Annotated in this window: 22 protein-coding genes and 2 pseudogenes; 13 read left to right on the top strand and 11 right to left on the bottom strand. The window is 68.4% G+C overall.

The features are described 5' to 3' along the window. Positions 1-1,794, bottom strand: a 1,794-nt coding sequence (locus ACZ5GT_RS37250) for a DUF6049 family protein (protein WP_469035441.1), incomplete at its 3' end; no start/stop codon positions are given. 261 nt (positions 1,795-2,055) lie between these two features. Between ACZ5GT_RS37250 and ACZ5GT_RS37255 the strand changes: the two genes are divergently transcribed. Further along, on the top strand, positions 2,056-3,495 hold the full coding sequence (locus tag ACZ5GT_RS37255; protein WP_469035443.1) for a CCA tRNA nucleotidyltransferase: 1,440 nt from the start codon (positions 2,056-2,058) through the stop codon (positions 3,493-3,495). Positions 3,496-3,589: 94 nt separating this feature from the next. Here ACZ5GT_RS37255 and ACZ5GT_RS37260 read toward each other — a convergent pair whose 3' ends face one another. From ACZ5GT_RS37260 to ACZ5GT_RS37275, 4 genes are all read right to left on the bottom strand, one after another. Beyond that, positions 3,590-4,105 (bottom strand): LppU/SCO3897 family protein, encoded by a 516-nt coding sequence (locus ACZ5GT_RS37260; RefSeq protein ID WP_469035447.1) that lies wholly within the window; start codon positions 4,103-4,105, stop codon positions 3,590-3,592. 121 nt (positions 4,106-4,226) lie between these two features. Then, entirely contained in the window at positions 4,227-5,489 is a 1,263-nt protein-coding gene (locus tag ACZ5GT_RS37265; RefSeq protein ID WP_469035451.1) for an MFS transporter, read from the bottom strand. 84 nt (positions 5,490-5,573) lie between these two features. Then, on the bottom strand, positions 5,574-6,656 hold the full coding sequence (locus tag ACZ5GT_RS37270; RefSeq protein ID WP_469035454.1) for an inositol-3-phosphate synthase: 1,083 nt from the start codon (positions 6,654-6,656) through the stop codon (positions 5,574-5,576). A 44-nt stretch (positions 6,657-6,700) separates the two neighbouring features. Then, positions 6,701-7,381, bottom strand: a complete 681-nt coding sequence (locus ACZ5GT_RS37275; RefSeq protein ID WP_469035457.1) for a PadR family transcriptional regulator — start codon at positions 7,379-7,381, stop codon at positions 6,701-6,703. Positions 7,382-7,734: 353 nt separating this feature from the next. Here ACZ5GT_RS37275 and ACZ5GT_RS37280 point away from each other — a divergent pair, with 353 nt between their 5' ends. Together ACZ5GT_RS37280 and ACZ5GT_RS37285 are read left to right on the top strand one after the other, a co-directional pair. Then, positions 7,735-10,407, top strand: coding sequence for a transglycosylase domain-containing protein (locus ACZ5GT_RS37280; protein ID WP_469035459.1), 2,673 nt, complete (start codon positions 7,735-7,737; stop codon positions 10,405-10,407). A gap of 149 nt (positions 10,408-10,556) precedes the next feature. Continuing rightward, positions 10,557-12,068, top strand: a complete 1,512-nt coding sequence (locus tag ACZ5GT_RS37285; protein WP_469035461.1) for a glycosyltransferase family 87 protein — start codon at positions 10,557-10,559, stop codon at positions 12,066-12,068. A 90-nt stretch (positions 12,069-12,158) separates the two neighbouring features. Here ACZ5GT_RS37285 and ACZ5GT_RS37290 read toward each other — a convergent pair whose 3' ends face one another. The 3 genes from ACZ5GT_RS37290 to ACZ5GT_RS37300 all read right to left on the bottom strand — a co-directional run bounded on the left by ACZ5GT_RS37290 (position 12,159) and on the right by ACZ5GT_RS37300 (position 14,869). Then, positions 12,159-13,190, bottom strand: coding sequence for an alanine racemase (locus tag ACZ5GT_RS37290; protein ID WP_469035462.1), 1,032 nt, complete (start codon positions 13,188-13,190; stop codon positions 12,159-12,161). Positions 13,191-13,255: 65 nt separating this feature from the next. After that, positions 13,256-14,377: a peptidoglycan bridge formation glycyltransferase FemX gene (gene femX, locus ACZ5GT_RS37295; RefSeq protein WP_351887449.1), complete on the bottom strand. Its 1,122-nt coding sequence runs from the start codon at positions 14,375-14,377 to the stop codon at positions 13,256-13,258. Between the two features lie 177 nt (positions 14,378-14,554). After that, positions 14,555-14,869, bottom strand: coding sequence for a hypothetical protein (locus tag ACZ5GT_RS37300; RefSeq protein WP_469035464.1), 315 nt, complete (start codon positions 14,867-14,869; stop codon positions 14,555-14,557). 262 nt (positions 14,870-15,131) lie between these two features. Here ACZ5GT_RS37300 and rpsF point away from each other — a divergent pair, with 262 nt between their 5' ends. The 4 genes from rpsF to rplI all read left to right on the top strand — a co-directional run bounded on the left by rpsF (position 15,132) and on the right by rplI (position 16,841). Beyond that, positions 15,132-15,422 carry a 30S ribosomal protein S6 gene (gene rpsF, locus ACZ5GT_RS37305; RefSeq protein WP_004950685.1) on the top strand — a complete coding sequence of 97 codons (291 nt, stop codon included), beginning with the start codon at positions 15,132-15,134 and terminating at the stop codon, positions 15,420-15,422. 78 nt (positions 15,423-15,500) lie between these two features. Then, positions 15,501-16,082 carry a single-stranded DNA-binding protein gene (locus ACZ5GT_RS37310; protein ID WP_469035467.1) on the top strand — a complete coding sequence of 194 codons (582 nt, stop codon included), beginning with the start codon at positions 15,501-15,503 and terminating at the stop codon, positions 16,080-16,082. 57 nt (positions 16,083-16,139) lie between these two features. Next, positions 16,140-16,376, top strand: a complete 237-nt coding sequence (rpsR, locus tag ACZ5GT_RS37315; protein ID WP_003949403.1) for a 30S ribosomal protein S18 — start codon at positions 16,140-16,142, stop codon at positions 16,374-16,376. Between the two features lie 18 nt (positions 16,377-16,394). Further along, a complete protein-coding gene (gene rplI / locus ACZ5GT_RS37320) occupies positions 16,395-16,841 on the top strand; it encodes a 50S ribosomal protein L9 (protein WP_081236198.1) in 447 nt (148 codons plus the stop codon). A gap of 109 nt (positions 16,842-16,950) precedes the next feature. Here the strand turns inward: rplI and ACZ5GT_RS37325 are convergent, their stop codons facing one another. Beyond that, a complete protein-coding gene (locus ACZ5GT_RS37325) occupies positions 16,951-18,288 on the bottom strand; it encodes an MATE family efflux transporter (protein ID WP_469035469.1) in 1,338 nt (445 codons plus the stop codon). A 459-nt stretch (positions 18,289-18,747) separates the two neighbouring features. On the opposite strand from ACZ5GT_RS37325, the gene dnaB reads away from it, so the two are divergent. The 5 genes and pseudogenes from dnaB to ACZ5GT_RS37350 form a co-directional block, all read left to right on the top strand. Next, on the top strand, positions 18,748-20,226 hold the full coding sequence (dnaB, locus tag ACZ5GT_RS37330; protein ID WP_469035471.1) for a replicative DNA helicase: 1,479 nt from the start codon (positions 18,748-18,750) through the stop codon (positions 20,224-20,226). 221 nt (positions 20,227-20,447) lie between these two features. Beyond that, a complete protein-coding gene (locus ACZ5GT_RS37335; protein WP_469035474.1) occupies positions 20,448-20,786 on the top strand; it encodes a hypothetical protein in 339 nt (112 codons plus the stop codon). Between the two features lie 20 nt (positions 20,787-20,806). Beyond that, complete coding sequence (locus tag ACZ5GT_RS37340) at positions 20,807-21,175, top strand: hypothetical protein (RefSeq protein ID WP_469035477.1); 369 nt, start codon at positions 20,807-20,809, stop codon at positions 21,173-21,175. Next, positions 21,172-22,203: a methyltransferase domain-containing protein gene (locus tag ACZ5GT_RS37345; RefSeq protein ID WP_469035479.1), complete on the top strand. Its 1,032-nt coding sequence runs from the start codon at positions 21,172-21,174 to the stop codon at positions 22,201-22,203. The genes ACZ5GT_RS37340 and ACZ5GT_RS37345 overlap by 4 nt, the downstream gene beginning before the upstream one ends. Beyond that, positions 22,200-22,355, top strand: a pseudogene (locus tag ACZ5GT_RS37350) (transposase); the annotation flags it as partial. The gene ACZ5GT_RS37345 and the pseudogene ACZ5GT_RS37350, both read left to right, overlap by 4 nt. A gap of 17 nt (positions 22,356-22,372) precedes the next feature. Here ACZ5GT_RS37350 and ACZ5GT_RS37355 read toward each other — a convergent pair. Continuing rightward, a complete protein-coding gene (locus ACZ5GT_RS37355; protein ID WP_469035481.1) occupies positions 22,373-23,215 on the bottom strand; it encodes a phosphotransferase in 843 nt (280 codons plus the stop codon). 127 nt (positions 23,216-23,342) lie between these two features. Here ACZ5GT_RS37355 and ACZ5GT_RS37360 point away from each other — a divergent pair. Beyond that, positions 23,343-23,495 (top strand): annotated as a pseudogene (locus tag ACZ5GT_RS37360) (IS5 family transposase); the annotation flags it as partial. A gap of 143 nt (positions 23,496-23,638) precedes the next feature. On the opposite strand, the gene ACZ5GT_RS37365 reads toward ACZ5GT_RS37360, so the two are convergent. Continuing rightward, the gene (locus ACZ5GT_RS37365; protein WP_469035483.1) at positions 23,639-24,202 is read right to left on the bottom strand and encodes a dihydrofolate reductase family protein; all 564 of its coding nucleotides are present in this window, start codon (positions 24,200-24,202) and stop codon (positions 23,639-23,641) included. Between the last annotated feature and the right edge of the window lie 185 nt (positions 24,203-24,387).

The following is a 24,387-nucleotide window of genomic DNA, read 5'->3' on the forward strand; positions in this document are numbered from 1 at the left end:
CCCCCCCCCCCCCCCCCCCCCCCCCCCCCCCCCCCCCCCCCCCCCCCCCCCCCCCCCCCCCCCCCCCCCCCCCCCCCCCCCCCCCCCCCCCCACGACGTGGACATCTCCCGGTTCATCGCCCGCCCGAAGGGGGTGACCACCCGGGACTGGTCGGTGAGGATCACCTTGAAGTTGTCGAGCTTGTCCTGCGTGGTCGCGGTCTGCTCGAACGCGGACCGCCGCAGCTCCTGCCGGCGCAGCGCCGAGGGGTAGTCGGACCTGGAGGGAATTCTCGTCGTGGCGCCCGGATCCGGCTTGGCGGCGGCGGCCGCGGCGAGTTCCTGGGACTCCGACCAGGTGCCGCTCTGGAGCGCGCTCAGCGCCTCGGCCATCGCGTGGGCCTGACGCACGGTCGGCATGCGCTGCGGGGCGACGACGACGCTGCGCGTCTTGTTCGACTGGGCGTTCAGGGCCAGGCTCAGGGCGAGGAACCGCTGTGTGGCCAGCGTGGTGCCGGAGGCCCTCGTCAGGTCGCCCTGGAACGCCGTGGACAGCCGGGCGTCGGCGACCACCGCGGTGGTGCCGCCCCCGATGGGGCGGGCCGCGGACGGCGTGTAGGGCAGGCCGCCGGTCTCCTGGAGGCTGTCGCTACGAGCGATGATCTTGTCGGCGCCGGCGGAGGTGGCAACCTTGACGATCGACGGGTCGACCGCGCCGTCCACGGGCCACGCGAAGTCCGTGTTCGGCTTCACGTGGAGGATCGGCTCCACGGTGTTGGCGACGACGTCGGTCGCCTCCTTGAGGTGGCTGAGCGAACCGGTGACGCTCGTGCCGTTGTGCGCGAGAGAGGCCAGGTCGGGATCCCCGAAGGGCAGCGCGACGACCTCCTTGCCGGCCACCGCCTTCTGCAGAGCGGCGAGCCACTGCTTGGCGACCGCCTGGTGGGTGCCGGCCCTGGGGGTACCGCTGTCGGTCTGGATCTTGTAGCTGCGGGTCATCGCGTCGACGGAGGCCAGCAGGTCAGGGTCGACCACCCAGGTGACGTCCAGGCCGGCGCCCAGCGACAGCATCTCGTCGAGGCGGCCTCCGGGCGAGATCTCCTCGGCGAGATCGTCGTTGAGGAAGACCGGCGTCTGCTGTTCGTTCGACCCCGTCTCCGCCGTCATGTGGACGGTGGACACGAGCGGCCACAGGAACGTCGTCCTGGTCTTGGCGGCGGCCTCGTCCGGCTTCCAGGGCAGGAAGGTCCGCCGGACGCCGAGGATCTGCTCCCACGGCTGTGCGGAGGTCCGCCCGGACAGTGAGACCGTGAACTCGTAGACGCCGTCGGAGCCCAGGTTCAGTTTGTCCACCGGTACGGAGATGCTGAAGTGCTCGGCGACACCGGGAGCGAGCTTGGCGAACTTCTCCACGTACTTGTCGCCGACCTCCTGACGGGCCGGTACCTGGACTTCGTCGCTGTTCTGGGCGGTGTTCTCGATGGCCGAGCGGGTGCGGAGCTGCGGGCCCACGCGCAGGCCCACATGGGCGCCGGTGACGGCCTGCTTGCCGTTGTTGGTGACGGTGCCGGTCACGGTCAGCGTGTCCCCGTCCTGGGGAAGGCTGGGGCTGAGCGAGTCGAGGGCGACGGCCACCGCGCCGGAGCCGGAGGCCTGCACCGCCGAGGCCGGCCCGGTGGCGTGTGCCGAGGTGGGCGAAGGCAGCTGCAGGAAGCCGGTGAGAAGTGGCGCCCCGGCGAGGAGGGAGCCGGTGCGCCACAGCCACCGGCGGGCAGGTGAGGAACTCATCCCCTGGAAGTCTGCCGCCTCGGCCACGCGCTCGCCCGTCCCTCGTCGTCGTCAGTGGTCGTCGGAATGTGCGTCCACGCATGGTAACGATGCCCGCTGAGGGGAAGTGCCACGGACCACTCCACAAGATCGGCGAGCTGGGAGCCGGCCGCCATGTATATACGGACAAGAGTGGTGAGATCGGCATTAGCGACTAGATGGGACTTCTTGTATTGGTGTCAGTAGGAATGTCCATGTGTGCCGAATAGGGGCGCTCGCGGTCGCCCGGGCCACGTACCCTCTTCTGTTGTGCCGAACGCCAACGAAGACTCTGCCAGCGCCGTGAACCAGGAGCTGCCCGCGATGAGCGAACCACTGCGGGTCGCCCCTGTCGCCGACGACCTCGCCCGCCGCTTCCAGGACGCCGGGTTCTCGCTCGCCCTGGTCGGCGGTTCGGTCAGGGACGCGCTGTTGGGCCGGCTCGGCAACGACCTGGATTTCACGACCGACGCCCGGCCCGAAGACGTCCTGAAGATCGTCCGGCCGTGGGCGGATGCCGTGTGGGAGGTCGGTATCGCCTTCGGGACCGTGGGGGCCCAGAAGGACGGCTACCAGATCGAGGTGACGACCTACCGGTCGGAGGCCTACGACCGCACCTCGCGCAAGCCCGAGGTGTCGTACGGCGACTCCATCGACGAGGACCTCGTCCGGCGCGACTTCACCGTGAACGCGATGGCCCTGGCGCTGCCGGAGCGGCGCTTCATCGACCCGTACGGCGGGCGCGACGACCTTGCCGCGCGGGTGCTGCGCACCCCGGGCACGCCCGAGGCGTCCTTCTCGGACGACCCGCTGCGCATGATGCGGGCCGCGCGCTTCGCCGCGCAGCTCGACTTCGAGGTGGCTCCCGAGGTGGTGGCGGCCATGAAGGAGATGTCCGGCCGCATCGAGATCGTCTCGGCCGAGCGGGTGCGGGACGAGCTGAACAAGCTGATCCTGTCGACCCAACCGCGCAAGGGTCTGACGCTCCTGGTGGACACCGGCCTCGCCGACCATGTGCTGCCTGAGCTGCCGGCGCTGCGTCTGGAGAGCGACGAGCACCACCGCCACAAGGACGTCTACGAGCACACCCTGATCGTCCTGGAGCAGGCGATCGCGCTGGAGCAGAACGGCCCCGACCTGGCACTCCGCCTGGCCGCCCTCCTGCACGACATCGGCAAGCCCCGCACGCGCCGCTTCGAGAAGGACGGCCGGGTCTCCTTCCACCACCACGAGGTGGTCGGCGCCAAGATGACCAAGAAGCGGATGACGGCCCTCAAGTACTCCAACGAGCTGGTCAAGGACGTCTCGCGGCTGGTCGAACTCCACCTGCGCTTCCACGGATACGGCACGGGCGAGTGGACCGACTCCGCGGTCCGCCGTTACGTCCGTGACGCCGGCCCGCTCCTCGGCCGTCTCCACAAGCTGACCCGCTCGGACTGCACGACGCGCAACAAGCGGAAGGCCGCAACGCTCTCCCGTGCCTACGACGGCCTGGAGGAGCGCATCGCCCAGCTTCAGGAGCAGGAGGAGCTCGACGCGATCCGCCCGGACCTCGACGGGAACCAGATCATGCAGATCCTGGGCGTGGGCCCCGGCCCCGCTGTCGGCCGTGCCTACAAACACCTACTGGAGCTCCGCCTGGAGAACGGCCCGATGGGCAACGACGCTGCGGTGGCGGCCCTCAAGGAGTGGTGGGCCGAACAGGGCTGAGGTGAGCGCCGGGGCGTGTTTCACGTGAAACATGACGCTCGAACGCCAAAGGGGCGGTGTTTCACGTGAAACACCGCCCCTCTCTGTGTCCGGGTTACTTCTTGTAGTCCTTCAGGCAGAGCAGGAAGTCGGTGCCGTCGCCGGACTCGGTGTACGAGTACTGGAAGTCCTTGGCCTTCTCGGTGCACTTGCTCTCGGCCGTGAGCGCGGAGTACGTGCCCTCGATCTTGGCGAGCACGACGTACTGGGCCTTCGCCGAGCTGCACTCGACGACCTCGAGGTCCGGGTTGTTGTCGTTGGTGCTGCCACGGTGCATGCAGTCGCCGACGGCGGCCGTGTTGGCGTCGTCGCGGCTGGCTATGTAACCGCCGATGACCGCCCCGAGGACGGCGACGACGATGACGATGTTCTTGATCGTCTTGAAGCCGATCTTGCGGCTGGGCTGCGGCGGCACGGGGGCGTAGGGCGCGGCGCCGGGCTGGGGGAACCCGGGCTGGCCCGGCTGCTGCGGGTAACCGCCTTGGGGCGGGTACGGGGCCTGGCCCTGGGGCTGGCCGTAGGGTTGCTGGCCCTGTGCGAACGGGTTCTGGCCCTGAGGCGGAGTAGTCACTTGGGGGTCCCCCTAAAGCATGGGTACGTGACGCGTAAGACGCGAGTAAGACCCACGTAAGCTACCGGCCCCCACTGACAATGCCGTGGCCGAGAAGAACTCTGTGGCTTTGATGTGACACTTACCGGCGCTCATAGCGGGCCATAGCGACAGCAACCGATCCGTACGTCACGGCGACCATGACGACCAGGAAAGCCGAGCGGCCGTCAGGCGGCAGAACCACGGCGGCTGTTCCCGCCGCGCCGACGAAGGCCACGTTGAACAGCACGTCGTAGACAGAGAAGACGCGGCCCCGGAAGGCGTCGTCGACCGAGGACTGCACGATCGTGTCCGTGGCGATCTTCGCGCTCTGAGTCGTCAGCCCCAGGACGAACGCCGCGGCCAGCATGGGAGTTCTGGCGAACGGGAGGCCGAGGGCGGGCTCCAGCACCGCGGCGGCCGCGGCGCACCTGACGATCAGCCTGCCCGGCCCGAGGCGTCCCGCGGCCCACGGCGTCACGACGGCCGCAGCGAAGAAGCCGGCGCCGGACACCCCCAACGCCAGCCCCAGCAGGGCGAGTCCGCTTTCGGTGGTGGAGGTGAAGGCGTACCGGCACAGCATCAGCAGCATGACCAGCAGGGCGCCGTAGCAGAAGCGCATGAGCGTCATGGCCATCAGCGCCCAGGCGGCGTCCCGGCGCGGCGGGGCGGCGAGGTGACGCACACCCGCCACCAGATCGCGGGCGCTGCCGCTGAGCGCGGTCAGCAGCCGGGGCCGCACCAGCTCCTTCTCCGGTCCGAGCTCGTCCGGTGCGATGCGCAGCGACGCGAGGGCCGCGCACAGGTACAGGGAGGCCCCCAGCAGCACCACGGCGGCGTCGCTGTCCGCGACTGCCAGCCGTACCAGGAAGGCGAGTCCGCCGCCTGCGGTCGCGGCGAGCGTACCGGCGGTCGGGGAGAGGGAGTTGGCCACTACCAGGCGCTCTTCGTCGACGACGCGTGGCAGTGCGGCGGACAGGCCCGCCAGGATGAACCGGTTGACGCCGGTGACGCACAGGGCGGAGACGTAGAACAGCCAGTCCGGGGCGTGGCCGACCATCAGCAGGGCGGTCGCCGACGCCATCACCGCGCGGATCAGGTTGCCGTGGAGGAAGACCTGCCGGCGGCGCCAGCGGTCCAGCAGGACGCCGGCGAAGGGGCCCACCAGAGAGTAGGGGAGCAGCAGGACCGCCATCGCGTAGGCGATCGCGGCGGCCGAGGTCTGTCTCTCCGGCGAGAAGACCACATAGGCGGCGAGCGCGACCTGGTAGACGCCGTCGGCGCCCTGCGACAGCAGTCGCACGGCGAGCAGGCGCCGGAAGTTCCTGAAGCGCAGCAGGGTGCGCAGGTCACGGACGACGGCCATGGACACAGCCTCACACACGGAGGGTCCCCGGGTCCTAGGACCCGGGGACCCTCAGGCCCTGGCAGGAGCGGTCTCGGTGCGTGCTTAGCGGTCGACCTCGCCGCGGATGAACTTCTCGACGTTCTCGCGGGCCTCGTCGTCGAAGTACTGGACCGGCGGGGACTTCATGAAGTACGAGGACGCGGACAGGATCGGGCCGCCGATGCCGCGGTCCTTGGCGATCTTCGCGGCGCGCAGGGCGTCGATGATGACACCCGCGGAGTTCGGGGAGTCCCACACCTCGAGCTTGTACTCGAGGTTCAGCGGGACGTCACCGAAGGCACGGCCCTCGAGGCGGACGTACGCCCACTTGCGGTCGTCGAGCCAGGCGACGTAGTCGGACGGACCGATGTGGACGTTCTTCTCACCGAGGTCCCGGTCGGGGATCTGGGAGGTGACGGCCTGCGTCTTGGAGATCTTCTTGGACTCCAGGCGCTCGCGCTCGAGCATGTTCTTGAAGTCCATGTTGCCGCCGACGTTCAGCTGCATCGTGCGGTCCAGGATCACACCGCGGTCCTCGAACAGCTTCGCCATGACGCGGTGCGTGATGGTGGCGCCGACCTGGGACTTGATGTCGTCGCCGACGATCGGCACGCCCGCCTCGGTGAACTTGTCCGCCCATTCCTTGGTGCCGGCGATGAAGACCGGAAGGGCGTTGACGAAGGCGACCTTGGCGTCGATGGCGCACTGGGCGTAGAACTTCGCTGCGTCCTCGGAGCCCACGGGCAGGTAGCAGACCAGAACGTCGACCTGCTTGTCCTTGAGGATCTGGACGACGTCGACCGGCTCGGCGTCCGACTCCTCGATGGTGAGGCGGTAGTACTTGCCGAGGCCGTCGAGGGTGTGGCCGCGCTGGACCGTGACGCCGGTGTGCGGCACGTCGCAGATCTTGATGGTGTTGTTCTCCGACGCGCCGATCGCGTCCGCGAGGTCGAGGCCGACCTTCTTCGCGTCGACGTCGAACGCGGCGACGAACTCGACGTCGCGGACGTGGTAGTCACCGAACTGCACGTGCATCAGGCCGGGGACCTTGGCCGCCGGGTCGGCGTCCTTGTAGTACTCGACTCCCTGCACCAGCGACGCGGCGCAGTTGCCCACACCGACGATGGCTACGCGAACCGAACCCATTCCGGTTGCTCCCTGTGTGTACGAGTGAGGTCCTGAGTGGACCGTCACGTGGCGGTGTCGCCGGGCGTATCCGTCCCGGGGGTGTCCCCGGGACGGGGCAGGCCGTCCGGCGCTCCAGATGTGTCCTGCTGAGCGGGTCCCCCGGACGCGGAACCTCTGAGGTCCCGCCCGGCCCGCTCGCTCTCGATGAGCTCGTTCAGCCAGCGCACTTCGCGCTCCACGGACTCCATCCCGTGGCGCTGGAGCTCGAGTGTGTAGTCGTCGAGGCGCTCCCGGGTGCGCGTCAGAGAGGCGCGCATCTTCTCCAGCCGCTCCTCCAGCCGGCTGCGGCGGCCCTCGAGCACGCGCATGCGTACGTCGCGCGACGTCTGCCCGAAGAAGGCGAAACGCGCGGCGAAGTGCTCGTCCTCGTAGGCGTCGGGGCCGGTCTGCGAGAGCAGTTCCTCGAAGTGCTCCTTACCTTCCGCCGTCAACCGGTAGACGATCTTGGCGCGACGTCCCGCGAGCGGAGCGGCGAGGGCGTCCTCGGTGGTGGTCCCCGGCTCCTCGATCAACCAGCCGTTCGCGACCAGCGTCTTGAGGCAGGGGTACAGCGTCCCGTAGCTGAACGCCCGGAACACTCCCAGTGACGTATTGAGCCGTTTGCGCAGCTCATAGCCGTGCATCGGGGATTCGCGGAGCAGGCCGAGCACGGCGAACTCAAGGATGCCGGAACGTCGGCTCATCCTCTCGCCCCCTCGTCCTTATCTCGCGCTGATGTATCGACTCGATACATCAAGACGATAGAACGGCCGCCCGGATGCGACAAGTGGGGAAACGGTGAACGGGGTCACACGACTTATTCATCTGGGGCAAGTTGCCTGTTTTGAGGTGAACTTCTGTGCTCGGTGGGTTTTGGCGGTGCGTAGTCTGTGCGCCATGCACACCACCGGGAACCGAGTGACGCGAGGGAGCGTCATGGTCCTCGGTGCAGTACGGGTGAATGCGCGAGCGACCACATCCGTACTTCGGGGGGACCGGAAACCAGCCGCCGTTGACAGGCGCGCAAAGGTGCGCCTGCCCGAGGAGTAGTCGTTCGATGAGCGAGCACCGTCGCAAACCGCCGCAGCCGCAGGGAGGCGGACGTGCCGCGGCCCGGCGTGGCCAGTCCGGCTCGTCCTCCGGCCGCCGTGCGGCACCGCGAGGCGCCACCGAGTCTCCTTCCGACGCGTACGGGTCGGATCCCTACGGGGCGGGAGGCGAGGAGCGGACGTACGGAGGCCGCGCCGAGGCCCGGCGCGCGGCACAGAGAAGCGCGGGCGGCCGCCGCAGAGCGCCCGAACCCGGCCGCGCGGGCCGGCGCGGGGGACCCGGCGGCCCGAGCGGACCGCCGGGACGGGGCCGCGGGCGCGCCGCCGTCCCCGACAAGAAGCGTTTGATCGACTATCCGCGCGCGGGCAAGTACGGCGCGGCGCGCTGGATGCCGTCCTGGAAGCTGGTGACCGGCCTCTTCATCGGGTTCTTCGGCGGCATGGTGGCGGTCGCGGGCGTGGGATACGCCCTCGTGGGCATCCCCGACGTCGCCAAGACGGCCACGGCACAGAACAACGTCTACTACTGGGCCGACGGCTCCGAGATGGTCGCTACGGGTGGCGAGACCAACCGCCAGATCGTCAACCTCTCGCAGATTCCCGAGGCGATGCGGTACGCCGTCATCTCCCAGGAGAACAAGACCTTCTACACCGACAGCGGCATCGACCCCAAGGGCATCGCCCGCGCCGTGTTCAACATGGCCAGGGGTGGTCAGACGCAGGGCGGCTCCACCATCACTCAGCAGTACGTGAAGAACGCGATGCTGAACGACCAGTCGCAGACGCTCTCCCGGAAGTTCAAGGAGATCTTCGTCTCGATCAAGGTGGGCGCCGAGATGAAGAAGGATGCCATCATGGCCGGCTACCTGAACTCCGCGTACTACGGGCGCAACGCCTACGGGATCCAGGCCGCCGCTCGGGCGTACTTCAACAAGGACGCCGTCGACCTCAACGAGGGCGAATGCGCCTTCCTGTCGGCGATGCTGAAGGGCGCCACCTATTACGACCCGGCGGGGGCGACGTCCATCGACCCGGCCGCCACGCCTCAGGCCAACAGGAGGCGTGCCCTGCTCCAGATGCAGGACACGCTCGACAAGATGGTCGAGTACGGCCACCTGGACCCCTCGAAGCGGGCGAAGTACACCAAGCTCCCCAAGGTGCAGAACCCGCGGTCGAACACCGCGCTCAGCGGCCAGGTCGGCTACCTCGTCGACCTGGCCAAGGCGTACATCATCAACAACACCGACATCACCGCCGACGACCTGCAGCAGGGCGGCTACTCGGTCTACACGACCTTCGACAAGAAGAAGGTCAAGGCGCTCGAGACCGCGGTGGAGAACGTCCGGAAGGCCAACATCAAGCCCAAGCTGCGCCCGAAGACGGACACCCACGTCCAGTTCGGCGGGGCATCCGTGGACCCGGCGACCGGGGCGATCAAGGCCATCTACGGCGGTGAGGACGCGACCAAGCACTTCACCGACAACGCCGACGTCACCGGTGCCCAGGTCGGTTCGACCTTCAAGCCGTTCGTGCTCGCCGCAGCCATGAAGTGGGGTGTGCGGGACCCCGACCTCGGGACCGAACAGGCGCAGGACGAGCGCACCCAGGTCTCCCCCAAGAGTCTGTACAGCGGCAAGAACAAGCTGAAGATCAAGGACTACGACGGGACGGTCTGGAAGAACGAGAAGGGCGAGGAGTGGCTGCAGACCAATGACGGCAACCAGTCGCTCGGCAGCCCGCCCGACTACCGGATCGACCTTCGTGAGGCGATGCGGGAATCGGTGAACTCCGCCTTCGTGCAGCTCGGCATGGACGTCGGGCTGGACAAGGTGAAGGAGGCGGCCGTCGACGCCGGCATCAAGGCGGACAGCCTGACCGGCACCAGCTTCCCGTCGTTCTCCATCGGTATCTCCGACCCGAGCGCGATCCGGATGGCGGGGGCGTACGCCACCTTCGCGGCCAGCGGCGAGCAGCGTGACCCGTTCTCCGTGCAGAGGGTCACCAGCAAGGAAGGCACGATCTACAGCCACAAGGTGCAGAGCAAGCAGGCGTTCACCGCGGCTGTCGCCGACAACGTCACGGACGTGCTGAAGACCGTGGTCGAGGAGGGCACGGGTACCAACGCCCAGCTGCCCGGCCGCGAGGTGGCCGGCAAGACCGGTACCACCGACGGCAACAAGTCGGCCTGGTTCGTGGGCTACACCCCGCAGCTGTCGACGTCGATCACGATGTTCCGGTACGACGACGACGAGAGCAAGAAGAACCGCACCTTCGAGGAGATGTACGGAACCGGTGGCCAGGAGAAGATCCACGGCGCCTCGTTCCCGGCCGAGATCTGGCACGACTACATGGCGGAGGCGCTGAAGGGCACGCCGGCGAAGGACTTCCCGACGCCCGAGGACATCGGCGAGGTGGTCAACGACGTCCCGAGCCCGACGCCCACTCCGACGGTCAGCGACACGCCGGAGGCCAGCCCGACGCCGAGTCCGACGCCGAGCGAGACGCTGCCGAGCCCGACACCGTCGCCGAGCGACTCCTGCAAGTTCGGCTGGCAGTGCAACGACACCGGCGGGACGAACACCGGTGGCACGGACGGAGGCGTGACCTCGTCGCCGACACCCACGGACACCTCCGGGACCGGCAACACCAGAGGCAACGGCAACGGCGGCATCTTCGGTTGACGGACCGGGCCGCCGCCAAAACGCCCAGCACGGATGTTTCACGTGAAACGAGTACATGTTTCACGTGAAACGCAAAAGGGGGCCGCCGCACCTGAACAGGTGCGGCGGCCCTCGGCGTATTCCCAGGCATGTACGGCAGGATGTGCGGCATGCCCAGTGCAGAATCGACGCAAGCGAGCGCGCACGAGCCGGACCCGGTGCTGCCTACCAGGGAGGACGAGGTCGCCCGCTCCGGCAGCGAGCTGATCGGCGGCCCCCTCGGGCGGCGCGCCCTGCTCGGGACGTCCTGGTGGACTCCCGTCCGGGTCGTCGCGCTGGTCGCGATCGGCATGTTCGCCCTCGGCCTGATCCAGAAGGCGCCCTGCTACAACGGCGCCTGGTTCTACGGCGCCAGCTCCCAGTACACGAAGGCCTGCTACTCCGACATCCCGCACCTGTACCAGGGGCGGGGCTTCGCCGACGGGCTGGTGCCGTACTTCGACAAGCTTCCGGGCGACATGCAGTACCTCGAGTATCCCGTGCTGACGGGTGTGTTCATGGAGGTCGCCGCGTGGCTCACGCCGGGCAGCGGCAGCATCCAGGACCAGGAGCAGTGGTACTGGATGGTCAACGCCGGGATGCTGATGGCCTGCGCGGCCGTCATCGCCGTCTGCGTGACCCGTACGCACGCCCGGCGGCCGTGGGACGGTCTGCTGCTCGCCCTGGCGCCCGCCTTCGCGCTGACCGCCACCATCAACTGGGACCTGCTGGCGGTCGCCCTGACGGCCGCGGCGATGCTCATGTGGTCGCGGGGCCGCTCCCTGGCCTTCGGCATCCTCCTGGGGCTCGCCACGGCCGCCAAGCTGTACCCGGTGTTCCTGCTGTGGCCGCTGTTCCTGCTGTCCTGGCGGGCGGGCAGGTGGCGGGAGTTCGGCCGGGGCCTGGGCGGGGCGGTCGTCTCCTGGCTCGTGGTGAACCTGCCCGTGATGCTGTTCGCCTGGGACGGCTGGGTGCAGTTCTACCGGTTCAGCCATGACCGGGGCGTGGACTTCGGGTCCTTCTGGCTGATCATGGCCCAGAACTCGACCGACCCGCTGACCACCGACACGGTCAACAACCTGGCGACGGCGCTGGTGCTGCTGTGCGGCGTGGGCATCGCGGTGCTCACCATGACCGCTCCCCGCCGGCCGCGCTTCGCCCAGCTCGCGTTCCTGATCGTCGCGGCGTTCATCCTCACCAACAAGGTCTACTCCCCGCAGTACGTCCTGTGGCTGGTGCCGCTCGCCGTGCTGGCGCGGCCGAAATGGCGGGACTTCCTGATCTGGCAGGCCTGCGAGGTCGTGTACTACCTGGGCATCTGGATGTACCTCGCCTACACGACCAGCGGCGATGCCCACAAGGGCCTGCCCCAGGAGGGCTACCACTGGGCCATCGCCGTCCACCTGCTGGGCACCCTGTACCTGTGCGTCGTGGTGGTCCGCGACATCCTCATGCCCGAACGGGACCCGGTGCGCCGCTCGGGTGACGACGACCCCTCGGGGGGTGTGCTCGACGGGGCGGAGGACGTCTTCGTCCTCGGCACCGCGGCCCGTGCGCGCCGCGAGCACGTCACATCTTTCGAGGGTCCGCAGGTGGAATGGGGCTCGCGAGAGGCTGCGTCCCCGACGGACGGCGGGCTCTGAGCGAACGGGCCGCAGACAAGGCGGACCACGGCGAAGGCCGGACCCGGAGGAGCTCCGGGTCCGGCCTTCGCCGTGCGGGCGGCGTGGCGCTCAGACGTCCACCAGCCGGTCGTACTGCGTGGTGGTGTGCCGCAGATGGGCCACCAGTTCGTCACCCACCTTCGGCTCGGGCGCGTCCGCAGGCACGAACAGGATGGAGACCTGCATGTGCGGCGGCTCGGCGAACCAGCGCTGCTTGCCGCCCCAGACGAAGGGGGAAAGGTTCCGGTTGACCGTCGCCAGGCCGGCCCGGGCGACGCCCTTGGCACGCGGCATGACGCCATGCAGCGCCTTGGGGGCCTCCAGGCCCACCCCGTGCGACGTACCGCCCGCCACGACCACCAGGAAGCCGTCCGAGGCCGTCTTCTGCTGCCGGTAGCCGAAGCGGTCGCCCTTGGTGACACGGGTGACGTCCAGGACCGCTCCGCGGTACTCGGTCGCCTCGTGGTCGCCCAGCCACAGCCGGGTGCCGATCCGGGCGCGGAAGCGGGTCTGCGGGAACTGCTGCTGCAGCCGCGCCAGTTCCTCCGCCTTGAGGTGGCTGACGAACATCGTGTGCAGCGGCAGCCGGGCCGCCCGCAGACGGTCCATCCAGCCGATGACCTCCTCGACGGCGTCCGAGCCGTCGGTCCGGTCCAGCGGCAGGTGGATGGCGAAGCCCTCGAGGCGGACGTTCTCTATGGCGGAGTGCAGCTGCGGCAGGTCCTGCTCGCTCACACCGTGGCGCTTCATCGAGGACATCACCTCGATGACCACGCGGGCCCCCACGAGGCCGTACACGCCGTCGACGGACGACACCGAGCGCACCACCCGGTCGGGCAGCGGGACGGGCTCCTCGCCGCGCCGGTACGGCGTCAGCACCAGCAGGTCACCGCTGAAGAAGTCCTTGATGCGCGCGGCCTCGTACGTCGTACCGACGGCGAGGACGTCGGCGCCGAGCCGGGTGGCCTCCTCCGCCAGCCGCTCGTGCCCGAAGCCGTAGCCGTTGCCCTTGCAGACCGGAACGAGACCCGGGAACTGCTCCTGCACGTGCTTGTGGTGCGCCCGCCAGCGCGCGGTGTCGACGTAGAGCGTGAGCGCCATGGCCGGACCTGGAACCTTTCTCGTGGCTGCGGTGTGTCAGAGGTATGGAATCACTGAACGTGACGTCAGCGGCGCGACATGTAGATGTCGAGCGCCTTGTGGAGCAGCTTGTTCAGCGGGAAGTCCCACTCGCCGAGGTACTCGGCGGCCTGCCCGCCCGTGCCCACCTTGAACTGGATCAGGCCGAAGAGGTGGTCGGACTCGTCCAGCGAGTCGGAGATGCCCCGCAGGTCGTAGACGGTCGCGCCCAGCGCGTAGGCGTCGCGCAGCATCCGCCACTGCATCGCGTTCGAGGGCCGGACCTCACGGCCGATGTTGTCGGAGGCGCCGTAGGAGTACCAGACGTGCCCGCCGACGATCAGCATCGTCGCGGCTGACAGGTTCACCCCGTTGTGCCGGGCGAAGTACAGCCGCATGCGGTTGGGGTCCTCGGTGTTGAGGGCCGTCCACATGCGCTGGAAGTACGACAGCGGGCGGGGCCGGAAGTGGTCGCGCACGGCCGTGATCTCGTACAGCCGCTGCCACTCCTCCAGGTCCTGGTAACCGCCCTGGACGACCTCGACGCCGGCCTTCTCGGCCTTCTTGATGTTGCGGCGCCACAGCTGGTTGAAGTTCTTGTGCACCTCTTCCAGGGAGCGGTTCGCCAGCGGCACCTGGTAGACGTAGCGGGGCTGGACGTCGCCGAAACCGGCGCCGCCGTCCTCGCCCTGCTGCCAGCCCATCCGGCGCAGCTTGTCGGCGACCTCGAAGGCGCGCGGCTCGATGAAGTCTGCCTCGATGTCGCGCAGACGCTTCACGTCCGGGTCCTGGATGCCGGCCTTGATGGAGTTGGCCTCCCAGCGCCGGATGATCACCGGCGGGCCCATCTTCACCGAGAACGCGCCCTGCTGCTTGAGGTGCGCGAGCATCGGTTCCAGCCAGTCGGTGAGATTCGGCGCGAACCAGTTGATGACCGGGCCCTCGGGCAGATAGGCGAGGTAGCGCTTGATCTTCGGCAGCTGCCGGTACAGCACGAGGCCCACGCCGACCAGCTCGCCGGTCTTCCCGTCGAACCAGCCGAGATTCTCCGAGCGCCACTCCGCCTTGACGTCAGCCCAGGCCGGAACCTGCATGTGGCTCGCCGACGGCAGGCTCTGGATGTACGCCAGATGCTGCTCGCGACTGATCGTCCTCAGGGTCAGGCTCATTCGGGGCGCTCCTCGGGCTGGTGTGTCCCCATGGGTACAGGGGCTCCGGCTCTCGCGCGAAGCCTACTGCGCCTTACGAGCACCCCGACTGGGCATGCGGAAGCCGCGCCGGGCCTGCGGGCCGCCGGAGCGGCCCGCAGGGTGTTGTGCGGTGTTCTGTGGACGGTGTCCGCGGTGTCAGCCGACGACCCCGCCGAAGAGGCCGCCGTGCGCCATGCCGAGGAAGAACCCGACGGCCGAGGCGCCGAGGCCCAGGATGAGACCGAAGCGCTGGCGGGTCGTCACCGAGGCCCACTGCCCGTACGCGCCCGTGAAGATGCCGACCAGGCCGGTCCACGAGCTGAGCAGGTGCAGACCTTCGAAGAAGCCCGTGACGAACGCGATCACTCCGAGCACCGCGGTCACCGCGAGCAGAGTGTCCTGGAGCGGATGGGGCTTGCCGTCCGTGGCGAAAAGGCCTCCGACGGTGTTGGGTCGCATTGCCTGTGCCATGTGGGCACCTCCTGCGGAAGACGGCGCACCGTAGCGCCATACACACCCGATGCGTACAGAGTGACGGTCCTGGAGGCCGGATTTCAACCGGAAGCGCCCTGCGGGTACTCTGTACCGTCTGCACGGTGTCTGCCCATGTCACGGCAGGGTCTCTCGCGAAGAGCCCCGATTGTCAGTGGCGGCCGATACCGTTGCGTACGCATCACAACCCTCCTGCCACGGAACGACCGTGGCCGCTGAGTCCGAAGGAGGTGGGTTCCACATGCGTCACTACGAGGTGATGGTCATCCTCGACCCCGATCTCGAGGAGCGCGCTGTCTCCCCGCTGATCGAGAACTTCCTCTCCGTCGTCCGTGAGGGCAACGGGAAGGTGGAGAAGGTCGACACCTGGGGCCGTCGTCGTCTCGCGTACGAGATCAAGAAGAAGCCCGAGGGCATCTACTCGGTCATCGACCTGCAGGCCGAGCCTGCGGTCGTCAAGGAGCTCGACCGCCAGATGAACCTGAACGAGTCGGTCCTCCGGACCAAGGTCCTCCGTCCCGAGACCCACTGAGCCCTTCCGCTCAGCTGATCCCGGGATTCGAGTAGCAGCACCCAGCAGCCAGCAGCAAACCCGCCGAGAGGTTCCCCCATGGCAGGCGAGACCGTCATCACGGTCGTCGGCAATCTTGTCGATGACCCCGAGCTGCGCTTCACCCCCTCCGGTGCGGCGGTCGCGAAGTTCCGTGTCGCGTCCACTCCCCGCACCTTCGACCGTCAGACGAACGAGTGGAAGGACGGCGAAAGCCTCTTCCTGACCTGCTCCGTCTGGCGTCAGGCGGCGGAGAACGTCGCCGAGTCGCTCCAGCGAGGCATGCGCGTCATCGTGCAGGGCCGGCTGAAGCAGCGGTCCTACGAGGACCGTGAGGGCGTCAAGCGCACGGTCTACGAGCTGGACGTCGAGGAGGTCGGCGCCAGCCTGCGCAACGCCACGGCCAAGGTCACCAAGACCACCGGCCGCGGTGGCCAGGGCGGTTACGGCGGCGGTGGCGGTGGCGGCCAGGGTGGCGGCGGCTGGGGCGGTGGCCCCGGTGGCGGCCAGCAGGGCGGCGGAGCTCCCGCCGACGACCCGTGGGCGACCGGCGCTCCCGCCGGTGGCAACCAGGGCGGCGGCTGGGGTGGAAACTCCGGCGGCGGCGGCGGTGGCGGCTACTCGGACGAGCCCCCCTTCTAGGCCTCGGGCCGAGGGGCGGGCCGTACCCAAACTTCTTGATCACACAGGAGAAACACCATGGCGAAGCCGCCTGTGCGCAAGCCGAAGAAGAAGGTCTGCGCTTTCTGCAAGGACAAGGTCACGTACGTGGACTACAAGGACACGAACATGCTGCGGAAGTTCATTTCCGACCGCGGCAAGATCCGTGCCCGCCGCGTGACCGGCAACTGCACGCAGCACCAGCGTGACGTCGCCACGGCCGTCAAGAACAGCCGTGAGATGGCGCTGCTGCCCTACACGTCCACCGCGCGCTAAAGGAAGGGTGACCTACTGATGAAGATCATCCTCACCCACGAGGTCTCCGGCCTCGGTGCCGCGGGCGACGTCGTCGACGTCAAGGACGGTTACGCTCGCAACTACCTGGTTCCGCGGAAGCTCGCGATCCGCTGGACCAAGGGCGGCGAGAAGGACGTCGAGCAGATCCGTCGTGCTCGCAAGATTCACGAGATCCAGACCATCGAGCAGGCCAACCAGGTCAAGGCCCAGCTCGAGGGCGTGAAGGTCCGTCTGGCGGTCCGCTCCGGCGACGCCGGTCGTCTCTTCGGTTCCGTCACCCCGGCCGACATCGCCTCGGCGATCAAGGCTGCCGGTGGCCCCGAGGTCGACAAGCGCCGCATCGAGCTCGGTGCGCCGATCAAGACCCTGGGCGCTCACGAGACGTCCGTGCGTCTGCACCCCGAGGTTGCCGCCAAGGTCAACATCGAGGTGGTCGCGGCCTGAGTGCCGCGTCCGGCTGGACAGCCGGGAAGGGGCCGCACCCGCCGGGTGCGGCCCCTTCCGCGTGCCGTCTCCGTTCTGACCACGAGTGGGCACGTTTCACGTGAAACGTTCAGCGCGTCGCCCCGGTCACGAGCCAGCGGCCCGACCGGGCGCGGAGCCACAAGGTCAGCATCCGCACCGTCATCATCAGCGTCATGGCGGCCCACAGAGCGGTGAGCCCGCCGCCCATCGCCGGCACGAGCAGCGCCGCCGGGGTGAAGACCGCCAGGGTGAGCAGCATGGCCCACGCCAGATACGGACCGTCGCCGGCGCCCATCAGGACGCCGTCCAGCACGAAGACGACACCGCAGACCGGCTGCGAGAGAGCGACGATCACCAGAGCGGGGAGAGCCGTGTCCTTCACCACGGAGTCGCTGGTGAACAAGGGCAGGAACACCGGTCGAGCGATCACGACCAGCACGCCCAGGACGACTCCGACCGCGATGCCCCACTCCACCATCCGGCGGCATGCCTGGCGCGCTCCTCGGGTGTCGTCGGCTCCGAGGTAGCGCCCGATGATGGCCTGCCCGGCTATGGCGATGGCGTCGAGGGCGAAGGCCAGCAGGCTCCACAGGGACAGGACGATCTGGTGGGCCGCGATCTCGGCGTCACCGAGCCGGGCGGCCACGGCGGTGGCGATCATCAGGATCGCCCGCAGGGACAGTGTGCGCACCAGCAGCGGGGCGCCGGCCTGCGCGCAGGCCCTGATCCCCGCGGCGTCGGGCCGCAGCGAGGCACCGTGGCCACGGGCCCCGCGGACGACCACCGTGAGATAGACCGCGGCCATCCCGCACTGGGCGATGACGGTCCCCCACGCGGAGCCCGCGATCCCCAGTCCGGCGCCGTAGACGAGGCCCGCGTTGAGAGCGGCGTTGGCGACGAAGCCCGCGACGGCGACGTACAGCGGTGTCTTCGTGTCCTGCAGGCCGCGCAGGACACCGGTCGCGGCGAGTACGACGAGCATGGCCGGGATGCCGAGGGCGGATATGCGCAGATAGGTCGTCGCGTAGGGAGCCGCGGTGTCGGAGGCGCCGAAGACGTCCACCAGGGCAGGTGCAGTGGGCAGGACGACGGCGATCACCGTGGCGCCGATGAGGAGCGCCAGCCAGATGCCGTCCATGCCCTGGCGGATGGCGGCGGGGAGGTCGTCGGCACCGACGCGTCGGGCGACGGCCGCGGTGGTGGCGTAGGCGAGGAAGACGAAGACGCTCACCGCTGTCGTGAGCAGGGCCGAGGCGACACCGAGACCGGCGAGCTGGGCGGTCCCCAGGTGTCCCACGATCGCGCTGTCCGCCAGGACGAACAGCGGCTCGGCCACCAGCGCGCCGAAGGCCGGCACGGCCAGCGCCACGATCTCTCGGTCGTGCAGTCGCCGGGTGGCGCGGGAGGGCGCGGGAGCCTGTGTCATGAGCACCAATCTAATCGTCCACAGGTAAGAACCGCAAAGCCTTTGCATCCCTTACTTGTCATCTCGGCGTGTGCTCTTTCGTGCACCGTTCGCGACGATCTCGGCCCGAGCGGAAAAGTTTTTGTCCTGCACAGCCGGTGGATCGGAAAAATGCAGGTCAGCGCCCCGGTGAAGAGAGAGTCGGGACCTTGTTCACAGGCCTGTCCACCGGCTCGTGCACAGGTTTCGCGGAGTTCTCCACAGCATCCGGGCCGTCGTCCACATGCCCTGTGGATAACCAGATTGGCTGACGGTGCCCGCGGGCCTACCGTGGTCCGGCGCCCGCTCCGTTCGTCGGCCGTGATACCGACACAAAACCGACGTCTCTGAACCGGAGTTGGGCGCTTCAGTTGTCAGTGCCGTGCCGTAGAAATGAGGGGCACGGCGAGGTCCGCTCCGCGGACGGGAGGAGGTGGCTCGGTGAGCATTTCCGAGCCCTTGGACGATCCGTGGGCCGACAGCGGTCCCAGTGATCGTCTGCCCGCCTCCCGTCGGCGTGGCGATGGGGGACGAGGCCGGGACGAGCAGCACGACCGCGGCCGGGACAACGGTGTGTGGGACGGCGGCGGTACCTCCTTCGAGCGAGTACCGCCCCAGGACCTCGACGCCGAGCAGTCCGTCCTCGGTGGCATGCTCCTGTCCAAGGACGCCATCGCGGACGTCGTCGAAATCCTCAAGGGCCACGACTTCTACAAGCCCGCCCACGAGACGATCTTCCAGGCGATCCTCGACATCTATGCCAAGGGCGAGCCGGCCGACCCGATCACGATCGCCGCCGAACTCACCAAGCGCGGCGAGATCAACAAGGTCGGCGGCGCCTCCTACCTGCACACCCTCGTCCAGACGGTGCCGACCGCGGCGAACGCCGAGTACTACGCGGAGATCGTCCACGAGCGTGCCGTGCTGCGCCGCCTGGTCGAGGCGGGCACCCGCATCACCCAGATGGGATACGCGGCCGACGACGACGTCGACGAGATCGTCAACCGCGCCCAGGCCGAGATCTACGCCGTCACCGAGCAGCGCACCAGCGAGGACTACCTCCCGCTCGGCGACATCATGGAGGGCGCGCTCGACGAGATCGAGGCGATCGGCTCCCGCAGCGGCGAGATGACCGGCGTGCCCACCGGTTTCACCGACTTCGACTCGCTCACCAACGGCCTGCACCCGGGCCAGATGATCGTCATCGCCGCCCGTCCCGCCATGGGCAAGTCCACCCTCGCTCTGGACTTCGCGCGGGCCGCGTCGATCAAGCACAACCTGCCGAGCGTCATCTTCTCCCTCGAGATGGGCCGCAACGAGATCGCGATGCGTCTGCTCTCCGCCGAGGCCCGCGTCGCCCTGCACCACATGCGCTCCGGCACGATGACCGACGAGGACTGGACCCGCCTGGCCCGCCGCATGCCGGACGTCTCCGCGGCCCCGCTCTTCATCGACGACTCCCCGAACCTGTCGATGATGGAGATCCGCGCCAAGTGCCGTCGGCTGAAGCAGCGCAACGACATCAGGCTCGTCGTCATCGACTACCTGCAGCTGATGCAGTCCGGCGGTTCCAAGCGCGCCGAGAGCCGTCAGCAGGAGGTCTCGGACATGTCCCGTAACCTCAAGCTGCTCGCCAAGGAGCTGGAGATCCCGGTGATCGCGCTCTCACAGCTCAACCGTGGTCCCGAGCAGCGCACCGACAAGAAGCCGATGGTCTCCGACCTGCGTGAGTCCGGATCCATCGAGCAGGACGCCGACATGGTGATCCTGCTGCACCGCGAGGACGCCTACGAGAAGGAGTCGCCGCGCGCGGGCGAGGCCGACCTGATCGTGGCCAAGCACCGTAACGGCCCGACGGCGACGATCACGGTCGCGTTCCAGGGCCACTACTCGCGGTTCGTGGACATGGCGCAGACCTGATCCGTCCGTTGTAGGTTTCCAGATTCCGTGGCCACTTTCCATCAGCGATGGCCACTGCGTGGCCAATAGGCCACGGGGATGGAAATCATGCTCCGTGAACGAGCAGTTCCCCAGTTCGTGTACAGGACCTCCCCAGTAGTCGTCATCACGTCTTGCCGGGGCAGGCCCCCAGCGTTTGGCGGCTGATGGGCCGCTTCGGGAAACGCGGGGTAGGTGGTCCGATGGGTACAGCGGTGGCCGTGCCGGTACGACTGAGTGTCCGGCGCGGTGACGAGGCCGTGGTGGAGGACCTGCACTGGCCATCGGTGCCGCTCGGGCTGCTTCGAGAGGCCCGGCCGTGGCGGACGTTCCGCTGGTACAAGGGGCAGCAGCACTATTCCGGCACGTATTGGTCGGCCACCGTGGGCGATCACGTGATCTACGAGTCGAGGCTGGAGCTGGGGAGGCTGCTGTTCGCCGACTTCGCTCAGGAGGTGCGGCACATCGTCGCCCAGCCCTTCCTGCTCAAGGCCGACCTGGACGGCGAGGTCCGCAAGCACTCCCGGACTATCTGCTGCTGACGGACGACGGCCCGCTGGTCGTGGACGTCAAGCCGCGCCATCGGCTTCAGAAGCCGGAGGTCGCCTTCACGTTCACCTGGACGCGGGAGGCGGTTATGTCGCGCGGGTGGCGGTACGAGGTGTGGAGCGAGTCGGATCCGCACGTGTTGGAAAACGTCCGGTTCCTGGCCGGCTACCGTCGCGCCTGGCTCTTCGACCCTGACCTGGTGGCGGCCTTGCAGGCCGTGGATCTGGACGGGATGTTGCTGGGCGATGCCTTCCGGCTGCTGCCCGAGCGTCCCCGGCCGCTGGTGAAGTCGGCGGTACTGCACCTGCTGTGGTCCGGGCATGTGATGACCGCGCTGGACCGGCCGCTGAGCGCGGGGCACGTGCTGCGGAGGGCCGCATGAGTGGGGCGGGGGCGAAACTGGGCGTCGGGACGCACTTCCGGCTGGACGGCGAGACGGTCGAAGTCGTGGAGTTCGCCAGCATGGCTACGGGCATGGAGGTCATCCTCAAGGACGGACGCGACCGGCTGGCCCGGATGTCGCTGCGTGAGTTGCTGACTTCGGATCGCGCCGAGTTGATCCACGACGGATCGGGGCCGTCGTCTGCCGATGACGAGGACGTCGCGGCCGTGGTGCTGAACCGGCTGACCAAGGAGGAGAAGAAGGAAGTCCTGGAGCGGGCCGAGCATGTCCGGGAGATGCTGACGGGCTACCGCTCCGGCAGCGAGGACCTCCCGCGGCCTGGCGAGCCACGGCCTCAGTACGCTCCTGGCCTGCCGCTGCATGCCAGGTATGAGGCCAAGGCAGCGGAACTGCGGGTGTCCGCCCGGTCGACGCGCCGGTGGGCACAGGCCTTCCGCGAGAAGGCCACGGTTGTGGACGTGGGGTGCGGCACCGGCTACTACCTGGCCGGCGTACTCGACCAGTTGCCAGGCGCCCGTGGTCTGGGGCTGGACACGTCGGTGCGCGCACTGCGCTCGGCGGCCCGAGCCCACGACCGAGCCGCCGCGGTGGCCTGGGACGTCTTCCGCCCCTTCCCCCTGGCCGACGGGGTGGCAGATGTCGTGCTGGACGTGTTCGCCCCGCGCAACCCGGCCGAGTTCCACCGCGTGCTGCGTCCGACCGGCCGGTTGATCGTGGTCCGTCCCACCGGGCGGCACCTCGCCGAGCTACGCGGCAGGCTGCCTGCGATGGTCGCGATCGACCCAGCCAAGGAACAGCGCCTGCACCGGGCGCTGGCCCCATTCTTCGAGGGCACCGTCACCGAACAAGTCGAGTACGCCGCAACCTTGACCAGGCTGGATGCCCTGGATCTGGTGGCGATGACGCCGAGCGCACGCCATCTGAGCCGTGCAGACCTCAACGATGACGACCTCCTGCCTGATGAGGTCACCGTCTCCGTGCTGGCCACCGCCTACCAGCCTCGGTGACCACGAGCGGGCGCATGCGCCCGCTGACCGACGAGCAGTGGGTTCGCCTGGCGCCCTGCCTTTCCCGGAACACGGGAAAGGCAGGGCGCCCGTTCGCCGATCACCGTCGCGTCGTCGAAGGGATCATCTACCGGTACCGCACCGGAATACCCTGCCCTTTGCCTCCAGTTCAGCCCAGTGCGCAGCGATCGAGTGCAGCACGAACCCGGTTGAGTCCCTCCACTCTCCAGTGGCCACGATCAGGCATTTGGTCGTCTCGGCGCCAGCGCCAGGCCGAGAACATCGCCCAGTTCAGGGCGCGGCACCGCTGAATCAGGCCGTGGTCAGCCCCCGCATAGTGCTCTCCCACTTCTTCGGGGGCATGGGCGAGGTCGAACTCGATCGGCCCACGGCAGCATGTGGCGAGGTCTACGAAAAGCGGCCCTCTCCTCGTGTTGAGGAGGTTGCCCGGATGCGGCTCGCCGTGCAACAGCTGGTCGCCGGTTTGCTCGCGGCTGATCGTGGCGCTCAGCCCACTGAGTGTGTTGCTGAGGAGTTCCCGGTCAGAATCAGGTAGCTCCGGGGATCGTTCCCGGTCGTTCATCTCTCTCAGCGCCGCGGCGACTCGATCGGTGAAATGCGGTGCGTCCAGATCGATCTGGCGCAGGGCGACATGGTGCCGCATGAGTACGTCTGCATAGTCGGCCGGCGCGATCTCTGATCCCACAGGTTCGTAGTAGGTCCAGAGCGAGATGGCGAAGGCATCACGCACATGGACTCGGGGCTCGACCCGAGGATCGAGCTCAGCCACCGGTGCGTCGACGTCGGCGAGACGGTGAGCAACCTCCACTTCGAACTCGGAACCAGCCAGATGCCCTGAGGGCGCGACCCGAGCGAGAACATCGCAAGGGACCAGGTGCAGCGCGACGCGGTCCGAGTTGTGGATGACGATGGCATCGTCGACCTGAAGGCCCAGCTCCGAAGCCGTCGCCCGTCCTGCCGCAACTGCTCGGCGGAGTTCTAATGGCTCCATACCGTTCTCCCTCATCGTTGAGTACGCATACACGTCTGGGGACAACAGCGACGCCCCCGATGTCTTCGTGAACATCATTCGGCGCCCAGCCCTGGACCCGGCGATAAGCATGGCAAAGCAGGACCTGTACAGCCCGTGGGATTTTTCGTCCGGGGACGGAACGTGGGAGCTTCTGCTCCAGCAGGCCCAGGCCGCTGCCGACGCGGCAGATGAGATCGACTGGGACATCTCGGTCGACTCCACCTTCGTCCGCGCTCACCAACATGCGGCTGGCGCCCGCGCGCAGACGCCTCTGGGCCCGTGAGCCGAGGAAAATGACACGCACCATGGGAATCCGGCACTGACACGATGCTGGAACGGTGCGCAAAGCCGCAGGTCACAAGAGCTGACGGTGAAATGGGAACCTACATCCGTGGACTGAGCTCAGCGCCTCGTCTCGTACCTGGTCAGGATCACGCCGCAGGGAAGCGTCCGCGTCTCGACCAGGTTCAGGTTCACCCAGCTGTCCAGCGCGGTGAAGAACGGCGTGCCGCCGCCCACCAGGACCGGCGCGGTGGCCAGCACGTACTCGTCGATCAGCCCGGCCCGCATGGCCGCCCCGGCGAGCGTCGCACCGCCGACGGCCATCGGGCCGCCGCCCTCCGCCTTGAGCCGGGTGATCTCGGCGACCGCGTCGCCGGTGACCAGGCGGGTGTTCCAGTCGACCTTGTCGATCGTCGAGGAGAACACCACCTTCGACATGTCCCGCCAGCGGCGCGCGAACTCGATCTCCGCCGGGGTGGCGTCGGGCCGCTGGTCGGCGGTCGGCCAGTGGGAGCTCATCGTCTGCCACAGCTTGCACCCGTACAGCGACAGGTCGGTCGCCTCCAACTGGTCGGACCAGAACTGGAACAGCTCGCCGCTCGGCACGCTCCAGCCGATGTCGTCGCCGGGCGCGGCGATGTAGCCGTCCAGGGTCACGTTCATGCCGTAGATCAGTTTCCGCATGGCGCCAGCCTTCCGTGAGTCGGTCTCACACGTACAGACCGGCGCGGCGCGGGAGACTCATCGATGCGCGATATGAGCTCGCAGGTCACAGGAGATCGACATGTCATCCGTGGCGAGACCCTGCATCCGCGCCACGGGGGGTGCCCGGAGACAATGAGGTCGACTGCCGGGTGTGCCGCAGGATG

The organism is Streptomyces sp. NPDC031340 (assembly GCF_055569945.1).